The sequence below is a fragment of the Moritella sp. 5 genome (genome assembly GCF_018219455.1).
GTDB lineage: Bacteria > Pseudomonadota > Gammaproteobacteria > Enterobacterales > Moritellaceae > Moritella.
Genome location: NZ_CP056122.1, coordinates 744,799 through 766,420 on the forward strand (window position 1 = coordinate 744,799; position 21,622 = coordinate 766,420).

The 21,622-nt window shown below is 40.6% G+C and carries 18 protein-coding genes; 13 read left to right on the forward strand and 5 right to left on the reverse strand.

Annotated elements, in window-relative coordinates:
* Positions 1 to 72 precede the first annotated feature (72 nt).
* From ribE to HWV01_RS03475, 4 genes are all read left to right on the forward strand, one after another.
* Positions 73 to 558 carry a 6,7-dimethyl-8-ribityllumazine synthase gene (gene ribE, locus HWV01_RS03460; protein ID WP_211674076.1) on the forward strand — a complete coding sequence of 162 codons (486 nt, stop codon included), beginning with the start codon at positions 73 to 75 and terminating at the stop codon, positions 556 to 558.
* Positions 555 to 977 carry a transcription antitermination factor NusB gene (nusB, locus tag HWV01_RS03465; RefSeq protein WP_211674077.1) on the forward strand — a complete coding sequence of 141 codons (423 nt, stop codon included), beginning with the start codon at positions 555 to 557 and terminating at the stop codon, positions 975 to 977. The genes ribE and nusB overlap by 4 nt, the downstream gene beginning before the upstream one ends.
* A 180-nt stretch (positions 978 to 1,157) precedes the next feature.
* On the forward strand, positions 1,158 to 2,225 hold the full coding sequence (gene thiL / locus HWV01_RS03470; protein WP_211674078.1) for a thiamine-phosphate kinase: 1,068 nt from the start codon (positions 1,158 to 1,160) through the stop codon (positions 2,223 to 2,225).
* Positions 2,222 to 2,725, forward strand: coding sequence for a phosphatidylglycerophosphatase A (locus tag HWV01_RS03475; RefSeq protein WP_211674079.1), 504 nt, complete (start codon positions 2,222 to 2,224; stop codon positions 2,723 to 2,725). Before thiL ends, HWV01_RS03475 begins: the two co-directional genes overlap by 4 nt.
* Before the next feature lie 74 nt (positions 2,726 to 2,799).
* On the opposite strand, the gene dxs is transcribed toward HWV01_RS03475, so the two are convergent.
* From dxs to xseB, 3 genes are read right to left on the reverse strand one after another with little or no spacing between them, the layout of a single operon-like run.
* Positions 2,800 to 4,665, reverse strand: a complete 1,866-nt coding sequence (dxs, locus tag HWV01_RS03480; RefSeq protein WP_211674080.1) for a 1-deoxy-D-xylulose-5-phosphate synthase — start codon at positions 4,663 to 4,665, stop codon at positions 2,800 to 2,802.
* A gap of 33 nt (positions 4,666 to 4,698) precedes the next feature.
* Positions 4,699 to 5,589, reverse strand: a complete 891-nt coding sequence (ispA, locus tag HWV01_RS03485; RefSeq protein WP_211674081.1) for a (2E,6E)-farnesyl diphosphate synthase — start codon at positions 5,587 to 5,589, stop codon at positions 4,699 to 4,701.
* A gap of 3 nt (positions 5,590 to 5,592) precedes the next feature.
* On the reverse strand, positions 5,593 to 5,838 hold the full coding sequence (xseB, locus tag HWV01_RS03490; RefSeq protein WP_067041278.1) for an exodeoxyribonuclease VII small subunit: 246 nt from the start codon (positions 5,836 to 5,838) through the stop codon (positions 5,593 to 5,595).
* Positions 5,839 to 6,022: 184 nt separating this feature from the next.
* Between xseB and pomA the strand changes: the two genes are divergently transcribed.
* From pomA to ushA, 9 genes are all read left to right on the forward strand, one after another.
* Positions 6,023 to 6,787, forward strand: a complete 765-nt coding sequence (pomA, locus tag HWV01_RS03495; RefSeq protein WP_211674082.1) for a flagellar motor protein PomA — start codon at positions 6,023 to 6,025, stop codon at positions 6,785 to 6,787.
* A gap of 41 nt (positions 6,788 to 6,828) precedes the next feature.
* The gene (locus HWV01_RS03500; RefSeq protein WP_211674083.1) at positions 6,829 to 7,746 is read left to right on the forward strand and encodes a flagellar motor protein MotB; all 918 of its coding nucleotides are present in this window, start codon (positions 6,829 to 6,831) and stop codon (positions 7,744 to 7,746) included.
* Positions 7,747 to 8,156: 410 nt separating this feature from the next.
* On the forward strand, positions 8,157 to 9,788 hold the full coding sequence (locus tag HWV01_RS03505) for an ABC transporter substrate-binding protein (protein ID WP_211674084.1): 1,632 nt from the start codon (positions 8,157 to 8,159) through the stop codon (positions 9,786 to 9,788).
* 80 nt (positions 9,789 to 9,868) lie between these two features.
* Positions 9,869 to 10,789: an oligopeptide ABC transporter permease OppB gene (oppB, locus tag HWV01_RS03510; RefSeq protein WP_211675655.1), complete on the forward strand. Its 921-nt coding sequence runs from the start codon at positions 9,869 to 9,871 to the stop codon at positions 10,787 to 10,789.
* Between the two features lie 10 nt (positions 10,790 to 10,799).
* The gene (gene oppC, locus HWV01_RS03515) at positions 10,800 to 11,702 is read left to right on the forward strand and encodes an oligopeptide ABC transporter permease OppC (protein ID WP_211674085.1); all 903 of its coding nucleotides are present in this window, start codon (positions 10,800 to 10,802) and stop codon (positions 11,700 to 11,702) included.
* Between the two features lie 120 nt (positions 11,703 to 11,822).
* Positions 11,823 to 12,788, forward strand: coding sequence for an ABC transporter ATP-binding protein (locus HWV01_RS03520; protein WP_211674086.1), 966 nt, complete (start codon positions 11,823 to 11,825; stop codon positions 12,786 to 12,788).
* Positions 12,782 to 13,804, forward strand: a complete 1,023-nt coding sequence (gene oppF / locus HWV01_RS03525) for a murein tripeptide/oligopeptide ABC transporter ATP binding protein OppF (RefSeq protein ID WP_211674087.1) — start codon at positions 12,782 to 12,784, stop codon at positions 13,802 to 13,804. The genes HWV01_RS03520 and oppF overlap by 7 nt, the downstream gene beginning before the upstream one ends.
* A gap of 348 nt (positions 13,805 to 14,152) precedes the next feature.
* Positions 14,153 to 15,169 carry a porin gene (locus tag HWV01_RS03530; protein WP_211674088.1) on the forward strand — a complete coding sequence of 339 codons (1,017 nt, stop codon included), beginning with the start codon at positions 14,153 to 14,155 and terminating at the stop codon, positions 15,167 to 15,169.
* Positions 15,170 to 15,267: 98 nt separating this feature from the next.
* Positions 15,268 to 16,917, forward strand: coding sequence for a bifunctional UDP-sugar hydrolase/5'-nucleotidase UshA (ushA, locus tag HWV01_RS03535; RefSeq protein ID WP_211674089.1), 1,650 nt, complete (start codon positions 15,268 to 15,270; stop codon positions 16,915 to 16,917).
* A gap of 166 nt (positions 16,918 to 17,083) precedes the next feature.
* On the opposite strand, the gene HWV01_RS03540 is transcribed toward ushA, so the two are convergent.
* Positions 17,084 to 17,977: an endonuclease I family protein gene (locus HWV01_RS03540; protein WP_211674090.1), complete on the reverse strand. Its 894-nt coding sequence runs from the start codon at positions 17,975 to 17,977 to the stop codon at positions 17,084 to 17,086.
* 154 nt (positions 17,978 to 18,131) lie between these two features.
* Positions 18,132 to 21,365, reverse strand: a complete 3,234-nt coding sequence (locus HWV01_RS03545; protein ID WP_211674091.1) for an ExeM/NucH family extracellular endonuclease — start codon at positions 21,363 to 21,365, stop codon at positions 18,132 to 18,134.
* Positions 21,366 to 21,622: the final 257 nt, after the last annotated feature.

The window sequence follows — 21,622 nt, forward strand, 5'->3', positions numbered from 1 at the left end:
CCTTTCGTCAGCCGATTCATAATAATTAAAATTGGCCGTAAAATTACGCGCCGTGATATAGGATTTGTACACATGAAAGTTATCGAAGGAAATGTTCCTGCTCCAGAAGCAAAAATTGCAATTGTAATCTCTCGTTTTAACAGCTTCATCAATGAAAGTTTGTTAGCGGGTGCTGTCGATTCACTAAAACGTTTTGGCCAAGTTAGCGAAGACAACATCACTATTGTGCGTGTTCCTGGCGCTGTCGAATTACCGCTTGTTACTCAGCGTGTAGCTGCGACAAAACAGTTTGATGCAATTATTGCTTTAGGTACGGTAATTCGTGGTGGTACACCACATTTTGAATTCGTAGCTGGCGAATGTAATAAAGGTCTTGCTCAAGTTGCAATGGACTATGATGTTCCTGTTGCATTTGGTGTGTTAACAACTGACACAATTGAGCAAGCAATTGAGCGTGCTGGTACCAAGGCTGGTAATAAAGGGTCGGAGGCTGCTCTAAGTGCACTTGAAATGGTGAATGTTTTGCATCAAGTTGATGTATTATTGGAGAAAAAATGAAACCTTCGGAACGTAGTAAGGCACGTCAGTTTGCCACACAAGCAATTTATCAATGGCAAATGACGCAAGAAACTGTTGCAAATATTGAACACCAATTTGTAACAGATCAAGATTTTAGTGACACAGATGCAGTTTACTTCCGTGAATTGGTATTAGGCGTAAGCTTAAATCATGCTGAACTTGATGAGTTGATGAGCCCATTCCTATCTCGTCCTATGGATGATTTAGACTTGGTTGAGAAAGCGATTTTACGTCTTTCTACATTTGAGCTACTAAAGCGTCAAGATGTACCTTATAAAGTTGTGATCAATGAATCTATCGAATTAGCGAAAGATTTTGGTGCTGAAGATAGCCACAAATTCGTTAACGGCGTATTAGATAAAATTGTAAGTAAATTGCAATTACGTTTGAAAAAATAATTAAATTATTTTCTTCAATGCAAAAAAGCTAGCACAGGTTGCTGGCTTTTTTTATGCCTAAAATTCACACTCTAGACATTAATTAAAAATACAATTAGGCCTTAATTAAAAGTACAATAACAAGATTAATTGCAACCTATACCCAAGCCGTTTGGGTATCATAATGGATACAGCAGTACTATGGCGACAGGCGAGTTTGATTTAATTGGACAATATTTTACGAATAAATCGGTTCCACGTGACGATGTCATCACTGGAATCGGTGATGATTGTGCGATCTTGTCTGTGCCTGCGGGCAAACAGTTAGTCGTGACCACAGATACCATGGTCAGTGGTATTCATTTTCTTAGTGATGCGAACCCTGCGGATGTGGCGCATAAACTGGTTGCAGTGAACATTAGTGATATTGCCGCGATGGGGGGGCAACCTGCGTGGGCTTCATTGGCGCTCACTTTACCAAATTATGATTGTGAGTGGTTAACGGTTTTCAGTGATTGTTTACATCAACAATTACATCGTTATGGTGTGAGTTTGATTGGTGGTGATACCACGAAAGGCAATATGACGTTGACACTTACTTTACAAGGTTTTGTTGATCAAGGTAAAGCCTTACCGAGGCACGGTGCCAAAGCTGGTGATTTAATTTATTGCAGTGGCTCGATTGGAGATGCAGCCGCAGGCTTAAAATTACTTATCGATGCGAATAACCCTGATAACACTATCTCTGAAAATACCAATGAAGTAGCATTAACGGACTCCGAGAAAGGTTTTTTGATTGCTCGTCATCAACGTCCGACCGCAAGAGTCAGTACGGGTCAAGCGCTGGTTGATGTTGCAAGCAGCTGTATTGATCTGTCTGATGGCTTGGCGTCAGACTTAAAACATATACTTAATGCCTCTAGTCGTGCTTGTGGTACTAATCTGACGGCAAATATTGAGCTAACTGCGTTACCTTTATCAACAGCATTGCAAACTTATGTAAGTAACGCGTTATGGCCGCAGTATGCACTTGCTGGTGGTGATGATTATGAATTATTATTTACAGTATCGCCAGAGAATAGAGCGCAACTAGAAAAAGTGATGGCTGAGCATGATTTACCATTTACGCATATTGGTGAAATAGCCAGTGTTTCGGCTGATCAACTTAAACAAATAGAGCAACAGAAACAACGAGAACCACAAATTAACTATTTTAACGACAAGCAATTAACCACGTTAGCTTTGCAAGGATGGGATCACTTCCAATGAAAAAAGATTTTTTATCGCCAGAATTACAAAAATTAAACTACGCTAACCCAGTGCATCTCGCTGCTGTTGGTTTTGGTAGTGGTTTATTTCCTAAAGCGCCTGGTACGATGGGAACGCTTGTTGCTATCCCGTTGTATTTGCTGATGACGAGCGTCTTAGAGTTGGGCTTATGGCAATATATCGGCATTGTCGCGTTGGCGTCAGTGATTGGTGTATATATTTGTGCAAGTGCCAGTAAAGCGATGGGTGTACACGATCATGGCGCCATCGTTTGGGATGAAATCGCCGGTTATGGCATTACTATGATTGCGGCCCCACAAGGCTGGGTTTGGGTTATTCTCGGTTTTGCGCTATTTCGATTTTTTGATATTGTGAAACCAGGACCGATTGGTTGGCTAGATAGAAATACTGATGGTGGTTTTGGTATTATGGTTGATGATGTACTGGCTGGTGTGTTTGCCTTAGCGAGCGTTCAACTTATTTATTACATTACGCTGTAAAAATCAAAAAGGCGCTACTTGATATTAATCGAGTAGCGCCTTTTTTAATCGTTATCAATTTGTAATCATTAAAATTATAGGGCGATAAAGGCCTTAATGCTCGCTTCAATACCAATATCGTCTAGGCCTAATTCAGCGTAGATCTCATCTTGAGTACCTTGGTGAATAAACTTATCTGGCAGACCTAAGTTTAATGTTGGTGTCATTAACTTATTCGCCATTAGGTATTCATTCACACCAGAACCGGCACCGCCCATGATCGCACCATCTTCGATAGTGACTAAGATATCATGGCTATTCGCCATCTCAGCTAACAATACTTCATCTAAGGGTTTGGCAAAGCGCATATCCACAACGGTTGCATTTAAACGTTCAGCTGCTGGAATAGCTTTATGCATTAACGTACCGAAACATAAGATTGCTACCTTCTCGCCTTGACGACGAACGATGCCTTTACCGATTTCAAATTCAGTAAATGCTTGCTCAACGTCAATGCCAGTACCGCTGCCACGAGGATAACGTACTGCGGCAGGACCATTATACTGGTAGCCCGTATGCAGCATTTGACGACATTCATTTTCGTCACTTGGCGTCATGATCACCATTTTAGGAATACAGCGCATAAAGCTAATATCAAACGCACCTTGGTGTGTTTGACCATCTGCACCCACTAGACCTGCACGGTCAATAGCAAATAATACTGGAATATCCTGAATGGCCACATCGTGAATCAGCTGATCATAACCACGTTGTAAAAATGTAGAATAGATAGCAACCACAGGTTTATGACCACCAATCGCGAGACCTGCTGCGAAAGTCACACAGTGTTGTTCGGCAATTGCGACATCAAAATATTGCTTTGGATAAGTCTCAGAGAACTTGATCATACCCGAGCCTGCGCCCATTGCCGGTGTAACAGCTGCGAGCTTGTTATCTGTTGCTGCTACGTCACATAACCAATTACCAAATATCTTTGAGAAAGTTGGTTTTGATGCGGCTGCGACTGGCAATGTATCTTCTTCTGGATTGAATTTAGGCACGGCATGGTAACCAAGCTGATCTTGCTCGGCTGGCGCGTAACCTTTCCCTTTTTTGGTGATTACGTGTAAGAATTGTGGGCCTTTAAGACTACGCATATTACGCAGTGTTTCAACCAAGCCATTCACATCATGACCATCAATCGGACCAATATAGTTAAATCCGAATTCTTCAAATAATGTGCTCGGTACCACCATGCCTTTTAAATGCTCTTCGGCGCGACGGGCAAGCTCTTTAATTGGTGGAATACCTGACAGTACTCTCTTACCGTTTTCACGGAAATTTGAGTAAGCAACACCAGACAATAATTTTGCTAAGTGTTTGTTTACCGCACCGACATTTTCTGAAATAGACATATCGTTATCATTTAAAATAACCAGTACATCTTTGTCGATATGGCCAGCATGGTTTAACGCTTCAAATGCCATACCACCGGTAATGGCACCATCACCAATAATGGCGACTGTTTTACGGTTTTTGTCTTCTTGATCTGCAGCAACAGCAAGACCGAGAGCCGCGCTGATTGAGGTTGATGAGTGACCAACATTGAGATGGTCGTATTCACTTTCATCACGCCAAGGGAATGGATGTAGCCCCCCTTTTTGGCGAATCGTTGACATACGGTCACGACGACCCGTTAAAATTTTGTGCGGGTAGGCTTGATGACCTACATCCCATAATAATTTGTCAAATGGGGTATTGTAGACATAATGCAGGGCAACGGTTAATTCTACGACACCTAAGCCTGAAGCAAAGTGACCGCCACTGATACCAACAGTATGTAGTAAATAGCTGCGCAGTTCATCACATAAGTCATCCAGACGATCCGCTGGTAATTGACGTAACTCTTCTGGGATGTCTGCTAATGCTAATGTAGGGTAATTCGAAATATCTAAGCTCATAATGTTTATAATTTTATACTTTGTTAGAATCTGTTACTTATTTCGCTCGATGATGTACTGCGTAAATAAAGCGAGAACGGTCGTATCATGCGGAATTGTTTCTAAGGCGAACATCGCTTGTTGATACAGTGCTTGGGCTTTTTCTTGTGCCCCAGCTAAACCGAGTAATGCAGGGTATGTTGATTTATTTAATTCAACATCTGAACCTTGAGGTTTACCGAGCGTTTCAGTATCACTGGTTATATCGAGAATGTCATCTTGTACTTGGAATGCTAAACCAATAGCATTAGACCATTTATCCAGCGCTGCTAATAATTCAACCGAGCAATGTGGTGATGCAAGGCAACCCAGTTTTGCTGCACAATTAATGAGTGCACCCGTTTTATTATTGTGGATAGCTTCTAGTTGTGCCAGTGAGATCTGTTTATCTGTCGCAGCTAAGTCCATTGCTTGACCACCACACATACCGCTATAGCCACTTGCTTGGGTTAGCGATTTCAACATGGCCAAACGATTTTTTTCGGCTGCAGGTGCCAGTGCGCAATCAAGTAATAATTCAAAAGCAAAAGGTTGCAGTGCATCACCGGCTAAGATAGCGGTAGCATGGTCGAATTTAATATGGCAAGTCGGTTGACCACGGCGCAAATCATCATCGTCCATCGCGGGTAAATCATCATGAATTAATGAGTATGCATGAATTGACTCGATTGCGGCTGCTGGACCATCAAGGTTGGTAAGGTTTACGCCTAGCATTTCGCCGACGGCATATACGATCACAGGGCGAACACGTTTACCGCCTTGTAACAGACCATATTCCATTGCAGCGGCAAGTTGGGTTTCATGGGGTGGTAGCAAGTTTATTTGCTGTTGCAAATAGTTATTGATACGACCCTGATATTGGGTAATAGAATTTGAAAGCTGCACTATTTAATTACTACTGTCAGAATTGAAGGGAGAAAGCGTTTGCTGGTCACCGTCGGCGAGTAATATGGCTACTTGCTGTTCAGCATGCTGAAGTTTCTGTGAACTCGCGCGTGTTAAACTAATACCACGTTCAAATTGCTTTAACGCATTATCAAGCTCACAATCACCTTGCTCTAGACTGTTCACAATTGTCTCTAGCTCTGTGATAGACGCCTCGAACGTCATATTTTCTGGTTTTTTTACCGCCATCGGGTGTCCCTCTGATAATATACTCGGGTATTATACCCAAGTTAATAAGGTATAGACAGCTTAACTGTACGATGCCAGTAATAAGCAGGATAAGATTACTTAAGAATTTTGTTTGCTTGCCGATATAGATCAAGAATACACTCGCTATAAATATGATGATAATTTGCTTGGGATGGGGAATGTTGTGGATTTAGCAACTTTAGTAGGATTAGTCGGCTCGTTTGCGTTTGTAGTGATGGCAATGGTGCTGGGTGGCGATATAAGTACGTTTGTTGATACGCAATCGATATTGATTGTATTTGTTGGTTCACTCTTTGTCGTATTAATGCATTTTAATTTTGGCCAGTTTTTAGCCGCAGCAAAAATTGCCGTAAAAGCATTCATGTTTAAAATCGATAAACCCGAAGAGTTAATTGAACAAGCGGTTGAAATGGCGGACGCAGCGCGTAAAGGTGGGTTCTTAGCGCTTGAGGAAGCTGAAGTAAAAAATAAATTTATGCAAAAAGGCATCGACTTATTAGTGGATGGTCACGATGCAACAGTTGTTAGTCAGACATTGCAAAAAGACATTAAACTGACCACTGCTCGTCATAAAGCCGGAATTCATGTATTTAGTATGATCGGTGAAGTTGCTCCTGCGATGGGAATGATTGGTACCCTGATCGGTCTGGTGGCGATGTTATCAAACATGGATGATCCTAAATCGATTGGTCCTGCAATGGCAGTTGCTTTACTAACAACGCTATACGGCGCGGTTTTTGCGAATATGGTTGCCATCCCGATAGCGGGGAAATTGAAATTACGTTCAGAAGAAGAAATGCTGAACAATACCCTGATTATGGATGCAATTTTAGGTATTCAAGAAGGACGTAATCCGCGGGTTATCGAAAGTTTATTAAAGAATTACCTCCATTCATCAAAACGCGAATTGGCGGATACAGACGTTTAGTTTACACCATGATGACAGCTAAATAAGTAGAGAGATAAAGTATGTCTGATGAATGCGATTGCCCACCCCCAGGTCTCCCCGCGTGGATGGGTACATTTGCCGATTTAATGAGCCTGTTAATGTGCTTCTTTGTATTACTGTTGTCATTTTCAGAAATGGACGTGGTTAAATTTAAGCAGATTGCTGGCTCGATGCAATTTGCTTTTGGTGTACAAAATCAAATTGATGTCAAAAATATCCCTAAGGGTACAACTGTGATCGCACAGGAATTTCGTCCTGGTCGACCGGACCCGACGCCGATTGAAACCATTATGCAGCACACCATTGATAATAGTGAAGCAGAGTTAGACTTCAAAGATGGCGAAGATCAAAACGCGGGTGGTAAGAACAAACGCGAAGAAGAAAGTAATGGTGGTAAATCACCAGAAACGTCGACCCGTGATAATACGCCAACAGAAAATGTCGAAGTAACGGAAGATACCAGTGAGCTAGTCAAGGCTCTCGCAGAAGCCTTAAAAGAAGAAGTCGATAGTGGTGGTGTTGAGGTTGAAAATTTGGGGCAGCAAATCATCATTCGTATTAATGAAAAGGGTTCATTTCCAGCTGGTTCTGCCTTTTTACAGCCACGCTTTCGTCCCGTGATCCAAAAGGTCGCGCAGCTATTAGCAACGATACCAGGGATGATTACGGTTGCCGGACATACAGGTAAAGAAAAGTTACATTCAGAGCTTTATCGCTCTAAATGGGATTTGTCGAGCCAGCGTGCCGTTTCTGTGGCACATGAAATGTTAAAGGTTAAAGAGTTCAATGAGAACCGCTTAATCGTGCAGGGCATGGCTGATACCCAACCATTGACGGATAAAGAAAGTGAATTACGTCGTAACCGCCGTGTAGAAATTAGTATTATGCAAGGTAAAGCGAAACTCTCAGAGCCACTCAGTGTGATTACTAACAAGTAGTCTTCGTACTTTATTTGTTAGCTGGCTGGTAAGCGGCTCATAAGAAAAAGGCTCATCACATAACGTTATGTGATGAGCCTTTTTATTTGAGCGGTCGTTTAGCTGTCGATCCAGCTGATTATTTGTCAGTCATAAGTATTAATACTGATGGATTGTGGAGTATATGTTCGAATAAGAAGTAATTAAGTATATTAATGTCACATTTAGATACTTAATCTGAATAATTATCGAATTACAGGTATTAACGCTTGTCGATTGATGATAGTTTGGAATTAATAGCAATTAACTGAATTAATTGCTACTGTGAAGATTACTCCTTTAGAGATGTTTGATATTTTAATTAAACAAAAATTGAAATATTAAACAAGTTATAAAGGTCATGGATGTAATTGTCGTACTGGAGTTTGTACATGTTAAAAAATAAAATCACTCAATCACTTTTATTAACCGCGGGTCTAGCATTTGCTGCTACTTCGCTTACAGCAACGGCCGCGGAAGTACCTGCTGGCGTAAAACTAGCAGCGAAACAAGAGTTAGTTCGTGGTAACGGCACGGAAGTTGCCTCTTTAGATCCACAAAAAGTCGAAGGTGTCCCTGAAGCGCACGTACTTCGTGATTTACTTGAAGGTCTTGTAAACCAAGATGCAGATGGTATTACCGTTCCGGGTGTGGCTGAACGCTGGGAGACTAAAGATAATAAAGTGTTTACTTTCTACCTACGTAAGGATGCTAAATGGTCGAATGGCGATGCTGTAACGGCTGATGATTTTGTATATAGCTTCCAACGCGCAGTTGATCCTTTAACGGCGTCACCTTACTCATGGTATCTAGATATGACAACCATGATAAATGCTTCTGATATTATTGCAGGTAAAAAAGACAAGTCTACTTTAGGTGTTAAAGCAATCGATGATTACACATTTGAAGTAACACTCGCAAGTCCAGTCCCTTATTTCGTGAAAATGATGGCTCACACGACGATGAAACCTGTGCATAAAGCAACAGTTGAAAAGTTCGGTGATAAATGGACTAAACCTGAAAATTTCGTTGGTAACGGTGCATTTGTCGTTAAAGATTGGGTTGTAAATGAACGTCTAGTACTTGTTCGTAATGAAAATTACTGGGATAACGCGAACACAGTATTAAATAAAGTAACTTACTTACCGATTGAAAACCAAGTTTCTGAAATGAATCGTTTCCTATCAGGTGAAATCGATTTCACCTATGAGCTACCAAACGAACATTTCCGTCGATTGAAGAAAGAGCATGCAGAATCGGTAGCGATCAAAGGTAACTTGTGTACTTATTACTACAATTTCAATACACATAAACCACCATTCAACGATGTTCGTGTACGTAAAGCGATTTCTTACTCTATTGATCGTAACATCATCGCTAACGCTATTCTGGGTCAAGGTCAAAAACCTGCTTATTTCTTAACCCCTGAAATCGTTGCTGACTTCAACCCAGAGATGCCTGCTTACGGTAAACTGTCTCAGAAAGAACGTAATGAAAAAGCCAAATCGTTACTTGCTGAAGCGGGTTACAACAAGTCAAACCCACTAAAATTCAGCTTGCTGTATAACACTTCAGAAAACCACAAAAAAATTGCGGTAGCAATCGCGTCAATGTGGAAGAAAAACTTAGGTGTATCTGTAATGCTTGAAAATCAAGAGTGGAAAACGTACCTAGAAACCAAGAAGCAGGGTGACTTTGAAGCGTCTCGTGCTGGTTGGTGTGGCGATTATAACGAAGCATCTACATTTACTTCATTAATGGAAGGCAGCAATACGACTGGCGGTATTCACTATCAGAGTGCTGAATACGATAAGCTAACTAAATTAGCTGTACAAGCAACTTCTGAAGAAAAACGTCAAGAGTTATATTATGCTCAAGAAGCACTACTGACTAAAGATATGCCAATTGCTCCTATCTATCAGTATGTTACAGCTCGTCTTGTTAATCCTCATGTGGGCGGTTACGCAGAAAACAACGCACAAGATCAACTTTATTCTAAAGATATGTACATCATCGCAGAGTAATAGTTTTCCATACTAAGCTGCATGCGGAATAACGCATGCAGTCTTTTCTCATATTTATATTATCAAAAGTTGAGTTGATTATGCTTAAATTCATCTTAAAGCGAATTCTAGAAGCAATACCGACTATGCTGGTATTGATCACAGTCTCTTTTTTCCTTATGCGTTTCGCACCTGGCAGCCCATTTTCAAGTGAAAGAACGCTTCCGCCACAAGTAATGGCAAATATTAACGCTAAGTACGGCCTTGATAAACCTGTGTTGGAGCAATACACCACTTATTTAACGAATGTGATTCAAGGTGACCTTGGCCCTTCTTTTAAATACAAAGATTTTACCGTTAATGAACTGGTTGCTTCGGCATTACCTGTATCAGCTAAAATCGGTGCCTTCGCTTTTGTATTTGCACTTATATTTGGTGTTTTTGTCGGTACGATTGCAGCATTACGACAAAATACGTGGTTAGATTACAGTATTATGTCAACGGCGATGATCGGGGTTGTTATGCCTTCCTTTGTACTCGCACCGGGTCTTATTTATCTTTTTTCTATTGATCTTGGCTGGTTTCCAGCGGGTGGTTGGTTAGATGGCTCGCTGAAATACATGATATTACCTGTATTGGGTATGTCGATGTTATATGTTGCCACTTTTGCCCGTATTACCCGTGGCAGTATGATTGAAGTGATGAATAGTAACTTTATTCGAACGGCGCGTTCGAAAGGATTAAGTAAGCCACATATCGTTATCAAACATGCCTTAAAACCGGCGATGTTACCGGTTGTTTCCTACATGGGTCCTGCATTCGTGGGCATTATTACTGGCTCGGTAGTGATTGAAACCATTTTTGGTTTACCGGGTATTGGTAAGTTGTTTGTTAACGCCGCGTTTAACCGTGATTATTCCCTAGTGATGGGTGTGACCATTTTGATTGGTTTCTTATTCATCTTATTTAATGCAGTTGTTGATATTTTGCTTGCTTATATCGATCCGAAAATTCGCTACTAAGGGACTAGATATGTTATCTAAAACAGACAAAGTAGAAGCGTTAACCAACTTCTCGACAAATTTAGAAATTGAAGGCCGTAGTTTGTGGCAAGACGCCCGCATTCGTTTTATGCGTAACAAAGCGGCAATGATCAGCTTATGTATTTTATTTCTGATCACCTTGTCGGTTATTTTTGTACCTATGCTTAGTCAATATGCATTTGACGATACTGATTGGTATGCACTGCATCAGGCGCCTTCGGCAGAGCATTGGTTTGGTACGGATAGTTTAGGGCGTGACCTGCTTGTACGTACCTTTATCGGTGGTCGTATTTCGATGATGGTAGGTGTGATGGGGGCATTTGTTGCTGTGCTTATCGGCACATTATACGGTGCTGCATCTGGCTTTATCGGTGGTACAACCGACCGTGTGATGATGCGTATCCTTGAGATCCTTTATGCAATTCCATTCATGTTCTTGGTTATTGTATTAGTCACCTTCTTTGGTCGCGATATTATCTTAATTTTTGTAGCGATTGGTGCGATTGCTTGGCTAGACATGGCGCGTATTGTCCGTGGTCAAACCTTAAGTTTACGCAATAAAGAGTTTATCGAAGCCGCGCGTGTATGTGGCGTGAGTCAATGGGGCATTATTACCCGTCATATTGTGCCTAATGTATTGGGTATTGTGGCCGTGTACTCAACGCTGTTGATCCCAAGCATGATTTTAACGGAATCATTCTTAAGTTTCCTTGGTCTTGGTGTGCAAGAACCAATGACCAGTTGGGGGGCCTTATTACAAGAAGGTGCACAAACAATGGAAATTGCGATTTGGCAATTAGCATTCCCAGCTGCATTTATGGTGTTAACGTTATTTTGCTTTAACTATGTTGGTGATGGTCTGCGTGATGCGCTGGATCCAAAAGACAGATAGTTATTAAATAGAATGACTTAAAGCGAGCAAGCGCTGAATTAATTTAAGTCATTCTAACGTGAGGATAGTTTGCTTATTACACAGTTAGATGTAGAGCTAGAACAAGATTAAGGATGTCACATGAGTTTATTAGATGTTACTGATCTGCGCGTTGAATTTACGACCCAAGATGGGGCTGTAACCGCAGTTAATGATTTAAATTTTTCCCTCAACCCTGGTGAAACACTGGGCATTGTAGGCGAGTCAGGTTCAGGTAAATCACAAACCGTATTTGCGATCATGGGATTGTTAGCGAAAAACGGTATTATTTCTGGTAGTGCTAAGTTTGAAGGTAAAGAAATCTTAAATTTACCAGAGAAAGAACTTAACCATGTTCGAGCAGAACAAATCGCGATGATCTTTCAAGACCCGATGACTTCACTCAACCCTTATATGAAGGTGAGTCAGCAAATGATGGAAGTGCTGATCTTACATAAAGGCATGAGTAAAAAAGAAGCCTTTGAAGAATCGGTATTTATGTTAGAAGCGGTGAAGATCCCTGAAGCTCGTGTTCGTATTAATATGTACCCACATGAATTCTCGGGTGGTATGCGTCAGCGTGTGATGATCGCAATGGCATTGCTATGTCGTCCTAAACTGCTTATTGCAGATGAACCAACAACCGCATTGGATGTAACCATTCAAGCGCAGATCATGCAGCTGTTGAATGAATTAAAAGATAAGTTTAATACTGCGATTATTATGATCACTCATGATTTAGGGGTCGTTGCCGGCAGTTGTGACAAGGTATTGGTGATGTATGCTGGCCGTACCATGGAGTATGGCAAGGTGAACGATATCTTCTATACGCCAAGTCACCCTTACACTGAAGGTTTACTTAAGTCGATCCCGCGTTTAGATACCGAAGGTGATATTTTACCGACTATTCCGGGCAATCCGCCTAACTTGTTATCATTGCCAAAAGGCTGTGCATACCAAGATCGTTGCCATCGAGCACAAGAAAACTGTCAACAAGAACAACCACAATTAATCCCGTTTGCTGGCGACCGTTTACGTGCCTGCTTCTCAGACCAGGGGACATGGTAATGACTGATATAGCCCAGAAAGATTTAGTAGCCGTAGAGAAAAAGTTATTATTAGAAGTGAATGACCTGAAGGTGCAATTTGATATTCCGTCGAAGTCGTTATGGCCTTGGGCACCACCAAGCAAGCTTAAAGCCGTTGACGGTGTCAGTATCAAGTTATATGAAGGCGAAACACTGGGTGTAGTTGGTGAGTCAGGTTGTGGTAAATCGACGTTTGCCCGCGCCTTAATTGGACTCGTGCCAGCGGCTGCCGGTAACGTAGTTTGGTTAGGTCAGGATCTTACCCGGTTACCACACGAAGAAATGCGTGAAAAGCGTAAAGAAATTCAAATGATCTTCCAAGACCCATTAGCCTCGCTAAATCCGCGTATGACGGTGGGTGATATTATTGCTGAGCCGCTACGAACTTTCTTTCCACAGTTATCTAAAGTGGAAGTGAAAGAGCAGGTGAAGGACATGATGACCAAGGTAGGTTTACTGCCAAATGTAATCAATCGTTATCCACATGAGTTCTCGGGTGGTCAGTGTCAGCGTATTGGTATTGCCCGTGCGCTTATTTTAAAACCCAAGATGATCATTTGTGATGAACCAGTATCAGCGTTGGATGTATCAATTCAAGCGCAGGTAGTGAATTTATTACAATCATTACAGAAAGAACTGGGTTTAAGTTTGATCTTCATTGCCCATGATTTATCGATTGTAAAACATATCTCTGATCGCGTATTGGTGATGTATCTTGGTAATGCAGTAGAACTGGGTGAGTCAAAAGCCTTGTTTGCAGAGCCGAAGCATCCGTACACCAAAGCGCTGATGTCGGCCGTACCAATTCCCGATCCGGTACTTGAGCGGAATAAAAAAATTGAAATGCTGGAAGGTGATTTACCTTCACCGTTAAATCCGCCTTCAGGCTGTGTATTCCGTACTCGCTGCCCTGTAGCGAAAGCAAGTTGTGCCGAGGCTAAACCTCAATTAACAGGTGATGAAGAACACTCAGTGTCTTGTTTAATGGTTGCTTAATTTCTTTGTTATAAAGGTCTAAGTACAAAATAAAATAGTCATAATATTTAATACCAGCCAGTGAATAACTGACTGGTATTTTTTTGAGTTAAAACCTGTTGGTACGTGACCATGCGTCTCGTTTTTATCGAAAAATAAAAGCACAGATTATATCTTAACTAACAGAGGAAAACTCCATAGATATCACAGTATTGCATTTGATAGGTTTATTTAAATATATGATATAGAAATATGACGCCACCATCAAAAATCAAAAAGTTACAGCTTGTATCAAGAGCGTTATTTATATAGTTTTGCATAGAAAAATAATAAAAATAAATAATAAAAATAAATATTAGGAAATTAATAATGAAATATTCAACTCTAGCTCTAACTCTGGCCTCAATCTTATCTGTAGGCGCTGCAAGCGCGGCAACTATTTATAAAAGTGAAAATGGCGACAATCTTAAAGTTTATGGGGGAATGGAAATCGGTGGTACTTTAGTCTCTGATACCGATAAGACTCCATTCGGTCCTGACTCTACCTACGTCGATGATTCATTTATGACCCTAGGCGCTAAAGGAACAACTGGCGACTTCTACGCAAAATTTGAACTTGATGCAGAACGTCAAGACTGGACCAAGGATAATAATATTCGCCTTGTCGTTGATAAAGCGTATGTTGGTTACAAACTTGCCTCTAAACAATCTATTGAATTTGGTCGTACTGACACTGCGTATGATCACTATGATGCATTTGGTGATGTAACAAATGAATTAGGTGCTGGTATTTCTGAAGCTGGCGATCAAGATAATACGCTCAAGTACCAAGGTCAATTTGGTAATATTAAAGTCGGAATTTCTCACTCGTTAGAGGGTTGGGATGGTAAAGTTGATAACAATAACAAGCCTCAAAAATATTCATACGAAACTGATTCATTATATGGTCAGGTCACCAACGGCTATATTGGTTATTTTGGCGATGACTTTACTATTCTTGCTGGTGCAGAGTCGGGTGATGAAACTGAAATTTATTCTTTACACTCTCAAGTTAAACTAGGCGATTTAACCATTTCTGGTTTAGTTTGGGATCAAACCAAAAATTTCAATAAAGATAAAAACTCAGAAAAAAACATCGTAGGTGCTAACATAGGTGCTAAATATAAATTGACTGAAAAACTAAGTCTTTTAGGTAGTGTAAACTACGAAGATTTAGATAATGTTAAAGTATCTAAGGAAGATTACAAATCAGAATGGGTTGTTGTAGGTGGCGAATATAAATATGCTAAAAACGTTAAACTTGCAGCTGAAGTTTCAATTGGTGATGTTCTTAAGAATGGTGAAAGTGGTGCGCTAGGTTACGTTAAAGCTTACTACTGGTTCTAAGCCTATTTATCTAATTCAATAGTCTTATTTAATATAAGGTCTCTTATTTTCAATAGAGGCTTTATTTTTCTAACATCCCTGACTAATCGGACAACTCTATGAAACTTAAAAATATAGCGCTCTCTGCTTTAACAATGGCTATTGCAGCGGGTTGCGCGACAACTGACCAGCAGCCTAAGCATGAATGGAAGCAAGATAAAGAATACAATATCACCATCTTACACACCAATGATAACCACGGTAATTTCTGGCAGAATAAGTACGGTGAACGCGGTATGGCTGCACGTGCCACACTGGTCAATAACATCCGTGCAGAGGTTAAAGCCGAAGGCGGTTCTGTACTATTGTTATCTGGCGGTGATATTAATACCGGCGTACCTGAATCAGATCTGCAAGATGCAGAACCAGATTTCATTGGGATGAACATGATTGGTTACGATGCGATGACATTAGGTAATCATGAATTTGATAACCCGCTTGACGTACTCGCGAAACAAGAAGGTTGGGCAAACTTCCCATTCATCTCTGCCAACATCTATAAAGATGGTGAGCGCATGTTTGACGCTTACAAGATCTTTAATAAAGAGGGTATCAAAATTGCCGTTATTGGCCTAACGACCGAAGATACAGCAAAGATTGGTAATCCTGAATATATCAGCGAATTGGAATTCCGTGATCCAAAAGTGGAAGCCAAAGCCATCATCGCTGAATTAAAAGCAACTGAAAACCCAGATGTAATCATAGCTGCAACGCACATGGGCCATTACCTTAACGGTGACAACGGTTCCAATGCACCGGGTGATGTGCAGCTGGCTCGCTACCTGAACGAAGGTGATTTAGATATGATCGTGGGTGGCCACTCACAAGAACCTTTATGTATGGAAGGCGCTGAATACGCGAAATTCAAACCAGGGCAAGATTGTACACCTGACGTGCAGAATGGGACTGATATCGTTCAAGCATATGAATGGGGAAAATATGTAGGTCGTGCGGATTATACCTTTAAAAATGGTGAGTTTACATTACAGTCATACAATCTTATTCCCGTTAATTTAAAGAAAAAAATCAAAGTTGATGGTAAGAAAAAGCGAGTCTTAATCCAAGATGAGATTGCGCAAGATCCAGCTGTTTTCGCAAAACTAAAACCGTTCCAAGAAAAAGGTCAAGTAGCATTAGGCATTAAGATTGGTTACTCTGATGGCTTATTACAAGGTGATCGTGACGTTGTGCGTAACAACCAAACAAACCTTGGCCGTTTGATTGCAACAGCGCATATGCAACGTGCAAAAGCAGATTTTGGTATCATGAATTCAGGTGGTGTACGTGCGTCAATTGAGGCCGGTGTAATCACATATAAAGACGTATTAACCGTACAGCCATTTGGCAATATACTTACTTATGTAGAAATGTCAGGCGCTGAAGTGATGGATTACTTAAATGTAGTCGCCACTAAGATGAAAGACTCTGGTGCATTTGCACAGTTCGCTGGTATTTCGATGACAGTTGAAAACGGTCAAGTTTCAGATGTGAAGATTGGCGGTAAAGCAATGGACATGAGCAAGTCATACCGCTTCACGATCCCATCGTTCAACGCAGCCGGCGGTGACGGTTACCCGAAAATCATGGAGCATGCATCGTTTGTAAACACTGGTTATGTAGATGCAGAAGTACTGAAAGAGTACATAGAAGCAAACTCACCGATCAACGTCGCTGATTTTGAACCAAAAAATGACATGGTTTATAATTGATATAAGTATGTAGCATTGCTAAATAGCAAGATTTATACAAAGATGTAAAATAAAAGCCATGGCGATAAACCGTCATGGCTTTTTAATTATGCAGCTATTAGTAAGCGTGAATCATGAAGTTAAATATCTCTATCTGACTGATTGAATTACCATTTCTTTCTTCGGTTTAAGTTTGATCTGGCACCTTACTTTCATTACATCTTCCTTTATAGATCGTATCAACCCATTCTGGATTATCAATGAATGGATTACGGTTACCTTGGTATTCATAAATAGTATTGTTGCGTGCTCGTTCAAAATCATTGACGGGATCTTGAAAGTGCCACTCTATGAGGGTACATAACTTGCCCAGTTTAGGTAAATTTTTACCGCTGGTCGGATTCGTGTTTATTGCGTCAACTAAAACTAAATTAGGCATATTTATGCCTGTATTTTCATCATAACGGACATCCATATAAAACATCATCCGAGCAATATCTCCTTTCACTTCGTCTCTAGGCTCCCAAGTATACTTAGTGCTTAGGTTTCTATTGTCTTCAGGTACTGGCGTTCCGCCGTTATGAAAGTCTTTGTTACCGCGAGCACTATTCATCGAAATATCGGCAGGGCGGAGGTGGTGGATATCGGTATAACCTTGCTGAGATTTCTTTGGGAAACCGTGACTTTTAGGCCAAGTATGCTCCCGATTCCAATAATCCTGATTCGCGCTCGCGGCACCTGAGCCATTGTGGTTTTTAGGAATTGAATTACCTTTATAAAGTAAAATAACATTATCAGAATTTTGGGGGTCTTCATCGGTATGCGTTAATGCAGTCCAAACTTCACCATAACTTAGTTGTTTTTGGCCTTTGGATATATCAGAAATGATCGCTTTTCTGAATGTTGCTAGATCACCACCGTATGCCGCTTGAGAGTCGGCATAATAAGTACCAGGGGCATAGTTTGTGATGTCTTTAACTTTGTTTAATACTGGACAATTAGTACAGATATTGGGACTGGCAAGCACGGAACCTGAGCTTATCGTCGCGAATACTGCAAAGAGGAGTAAAGATTTATTCATAGTTAGCCTTATACCTTCGTTGTTAATGAATTTAAGTCATTGAAAAATACTAATAATCAGGTTGTTTATGATAACTGCGGAATGTGAATAATATATGTCGATTAGCTCTCATTTTTGCTTATGCGTTAATAGATAACGCATAAGCAAGCTGTCGTTATTTAGCTTTACGACGTAAGAGACTAAAACCGAGTAATGAAACGATACCGAAGATACCAAATGAACCACCTGATTTTTGATTCTCTGGCATAGTTGGTGTCGTAGATGTAGTCGGTGTAGTTGGTGTAGTTGGTGTAGTTGGTGTTGTAGGTGTAGTTGTAGGTGTAGTTGTAGGTGTAGTTGTAGGTGGAGTTGGTGCTGTAGGTGGAGCAATGCCTACTTCAAGTAAAGCAGGCTGTGCTACTGTGACATCCATGCTGACATCTGAATTTGGTAGCGCAACTTCATGTACACCTTTAACTCGGTGTAGTTGTATTTTTATGGTGTAATCGCCAGACTGAATGCCCTTGAGCTCCATTGGCACAGTAGTTTGATTGTCACTCTCTAGTACAAAGCGTAGAGTATCTTCTTGTACGGCTATCCCTACGAGAGTTTTAACACTCGCTTTAGGTGTTAGTGTAACTGTCGTAATATCACCTTTTTTCGTTTCTATACCTTCAGGAACCGCGTATGTTAGGTTAATTGTATTATCAATAATAGGTAATACCACCGCTTGACCTATATCGGCTTCACCATACTTATAGCTAAGTGACATGAACGCAGGATCGTGATCTGATGAACGGAATGGTGTTGCTTCTCCACCATTATATGCATCATATGCAGTATCACTGATTACAGGACCGTATTTACCCTCTTTATTATATTGGAAATAAGTAGACTCGGTACTGTTGATGTGCCAATCACCCGCATCAATTACACGCGCTTCAAGTGACGCATTAACGAGCATATGATCCAGTGAACCAATTTCATCATTGTATGAATAGCTCCAACCTGTTTTACCCTTAACTTTATCCATTTTTTCTACAATATTTACGTAGTTAAATGATTTATCAACTGTAAACGGTATTCCTTCAGGATTGAATTGTGGTGTACCTAGGGTGTCTTTATCGCCGCCGATATAGGTATTGCGTGCTGTTGTAAGTACTTTTTTTGTAAGGTTTTGAGTTAATACTAATAGTGGGTCTTCAGAACCGTAAGCGTTTAAGTCACCTAGAATGACACTGTCACCTTTAAGTTTACCGAATTCAGTGCCAAGTTGATAAGCGGCAGCGACGCGGAAGTTTTCACAGGAACCTTGTAGATCATTATCGACTTTTTCGCCACTTTCAACATCTTCCCAACAAGTTGAGCCTTTTGATTTAAAGTGATTAACAGCAATATTTAGTTTTTTACCTGTTTGATTAACAATAAATGTTGCAGCGAGAGTGTCACGTTGATAATTATCGCCACTTTCAATTTCTTTGCCGTCTTCATTAACGACTGCTGGAGCATGTTGCTGTGGCATTTGGATGATACCAGAGCTATCCAAAGTGACTTTACTTGGGCGGTACAGCAGTCCTGTTGTGATCGCATCAGTACCAATGGTATCTTCGTTATTTAGCTTCCCATCGTTATTGCTGTCTATACCAACGAAAACATAATGATTTTTAGTATCGGCAATATCACTATTAATACTTTTTACTAAGGCTTTCAGCGCACCATTATCACCAAAACCATTATTTTCAATTTCCATTAAACCGACGATATCGGTATCTAATGCAAGTATGGCTGTCGTGATTTTAGCTAATTGTCGATCATATTCAGCTTGTGATAGGGCGCCACGGTTTTGCCCTGTTGGGTTTTTATCCCCACCGACAGGCGAGTTAAATAAATTAAGTACATTTTGAGTTGCAATAGTAATAGGGAATTCGCGATCAACAGTGTCTGTGTTTAATGATGGCTTGTCTGTTCTTGGAGTCGTGTGCTTGAAGGTATCCACCGTTGCTTCATTGGTCACGGTAAGACTAAAGTTACCATAGCTATGGCTTAATATACCTTCAATACCTACGACACTGTCATTAACGCGAATGTAATTAACATTGGGGTTATCGAGGAATGTAGGGTAATAAGGAATACTTCCGTCATTCTCTACTTTTTCGTTACTTTCCAGTATCATTCGGTAGTTTTTATTTTCTGCTATCTGAGCTTTTGCTTCATCACTGCCTGCGACATGTTCTTGGTTAGGCTGCATGTTAGGGCGTTTATAAGCAAGAGAGATGTTGTCTCTTCTTGCTCCATAATCACGAGAGAACGTTCTTGATACGCGCATGGTTTGCTCGCCATCTACGTTTGCATCCATGTCGGCTGGTAAGCGAACTAACATGCCTTCATAACGCTCAAGTGTTTTTTGGAAATCAAAATCACCTTTATCATTAACGTCAGTATCTAGAATTTTAATTTCAATTGCTTCCGGTACCGCTGTGCCTGCATCAATAATGTCAAAGTTACTTGTTTTCAGTTTAGTAAAGCCATAATCTTCATAAACTTTACTACTTAAACAAACGGTCTTGCCGATAAGATCAGTTGTCGCCACATTCGTTTCGACAAAAATACCTTCTGAGCTTAGTGGGTCAGAGCCTGTTTGCTGAAGGTATAAACCGACTCTCGGTAGGCTAGTGACTGCAGTGACAATTGCTTCAACATAAATACTGTCTGCTGATTCGTATTTACCTTTAGCAATAAGTGGTGATTTCCAACTATCGCCTTGAATGTCTTCAATGGTCGTTCTTATATTATCTTCTGTACAGGTGAATTTAATCGGAGCAGGTGCGAGATCCGCGATAGCAAGACCTGTGTAGTCATCTTTATTTAGTTCTAACCATTCTTTAGGGTCGTAAGCTACTTTTTGTACTGGCGTATTATCGTCCTCTAACAAACGACGGCGTAGTGTGAGATCTTTCCCCCAGTTTTGACTGCTATCAACAACGCCAGCTACATCAATTAATACTGGATTTTTAGGATCTGTAATATCAGCAAGAGCCAGGGCATCGTTACCATTAGCAAAACTTGCCGTTGCAAGGACTGGGGTACCATCATTCGCCGTAATCGCATCTCTTATAACTTGAGAACGACTGTTTTTTTCAACTAAAACAAATGTGTTACCAGCTGTAATAATGGTTCCTTCAAGATCAAATAAAGTCCCCCAACCATCAGTCTTGCCATCCCCTTGCTTACTAATACCTATGTTGGCAGGAAACTCATAGTCGGTATCACCGAGATTAGTCAGCTCAAGCGCTTTATTGTAGCCACCACCTTCTACATACTCAGTAATTAAAATATCTGTTAATGCGGCTTGTACACCGCCTGAGAGAACACTACCAATGGCAAAGGTTAATATTTTCTTTTTCATCATTTATCCTAAGTTAGACATTATTATGTTAAGGCTTAAATGCATGGACATTTGTATGCCTCGTTAGGGACTGAACACAATCGTGCTGGTGGTGAAACTGCAGAGTAAAACCGTTATTTAGGTAATGGATTATGTGGGTAGCTGAACTCATCATGCTACGAATACGGAAATCTTTATTATTACCTATATTCCAACAATCTTATTGTTATCAATGCTTAATGTAGGGAAATAAACTATACATCAATGTTTAAAATAGATAG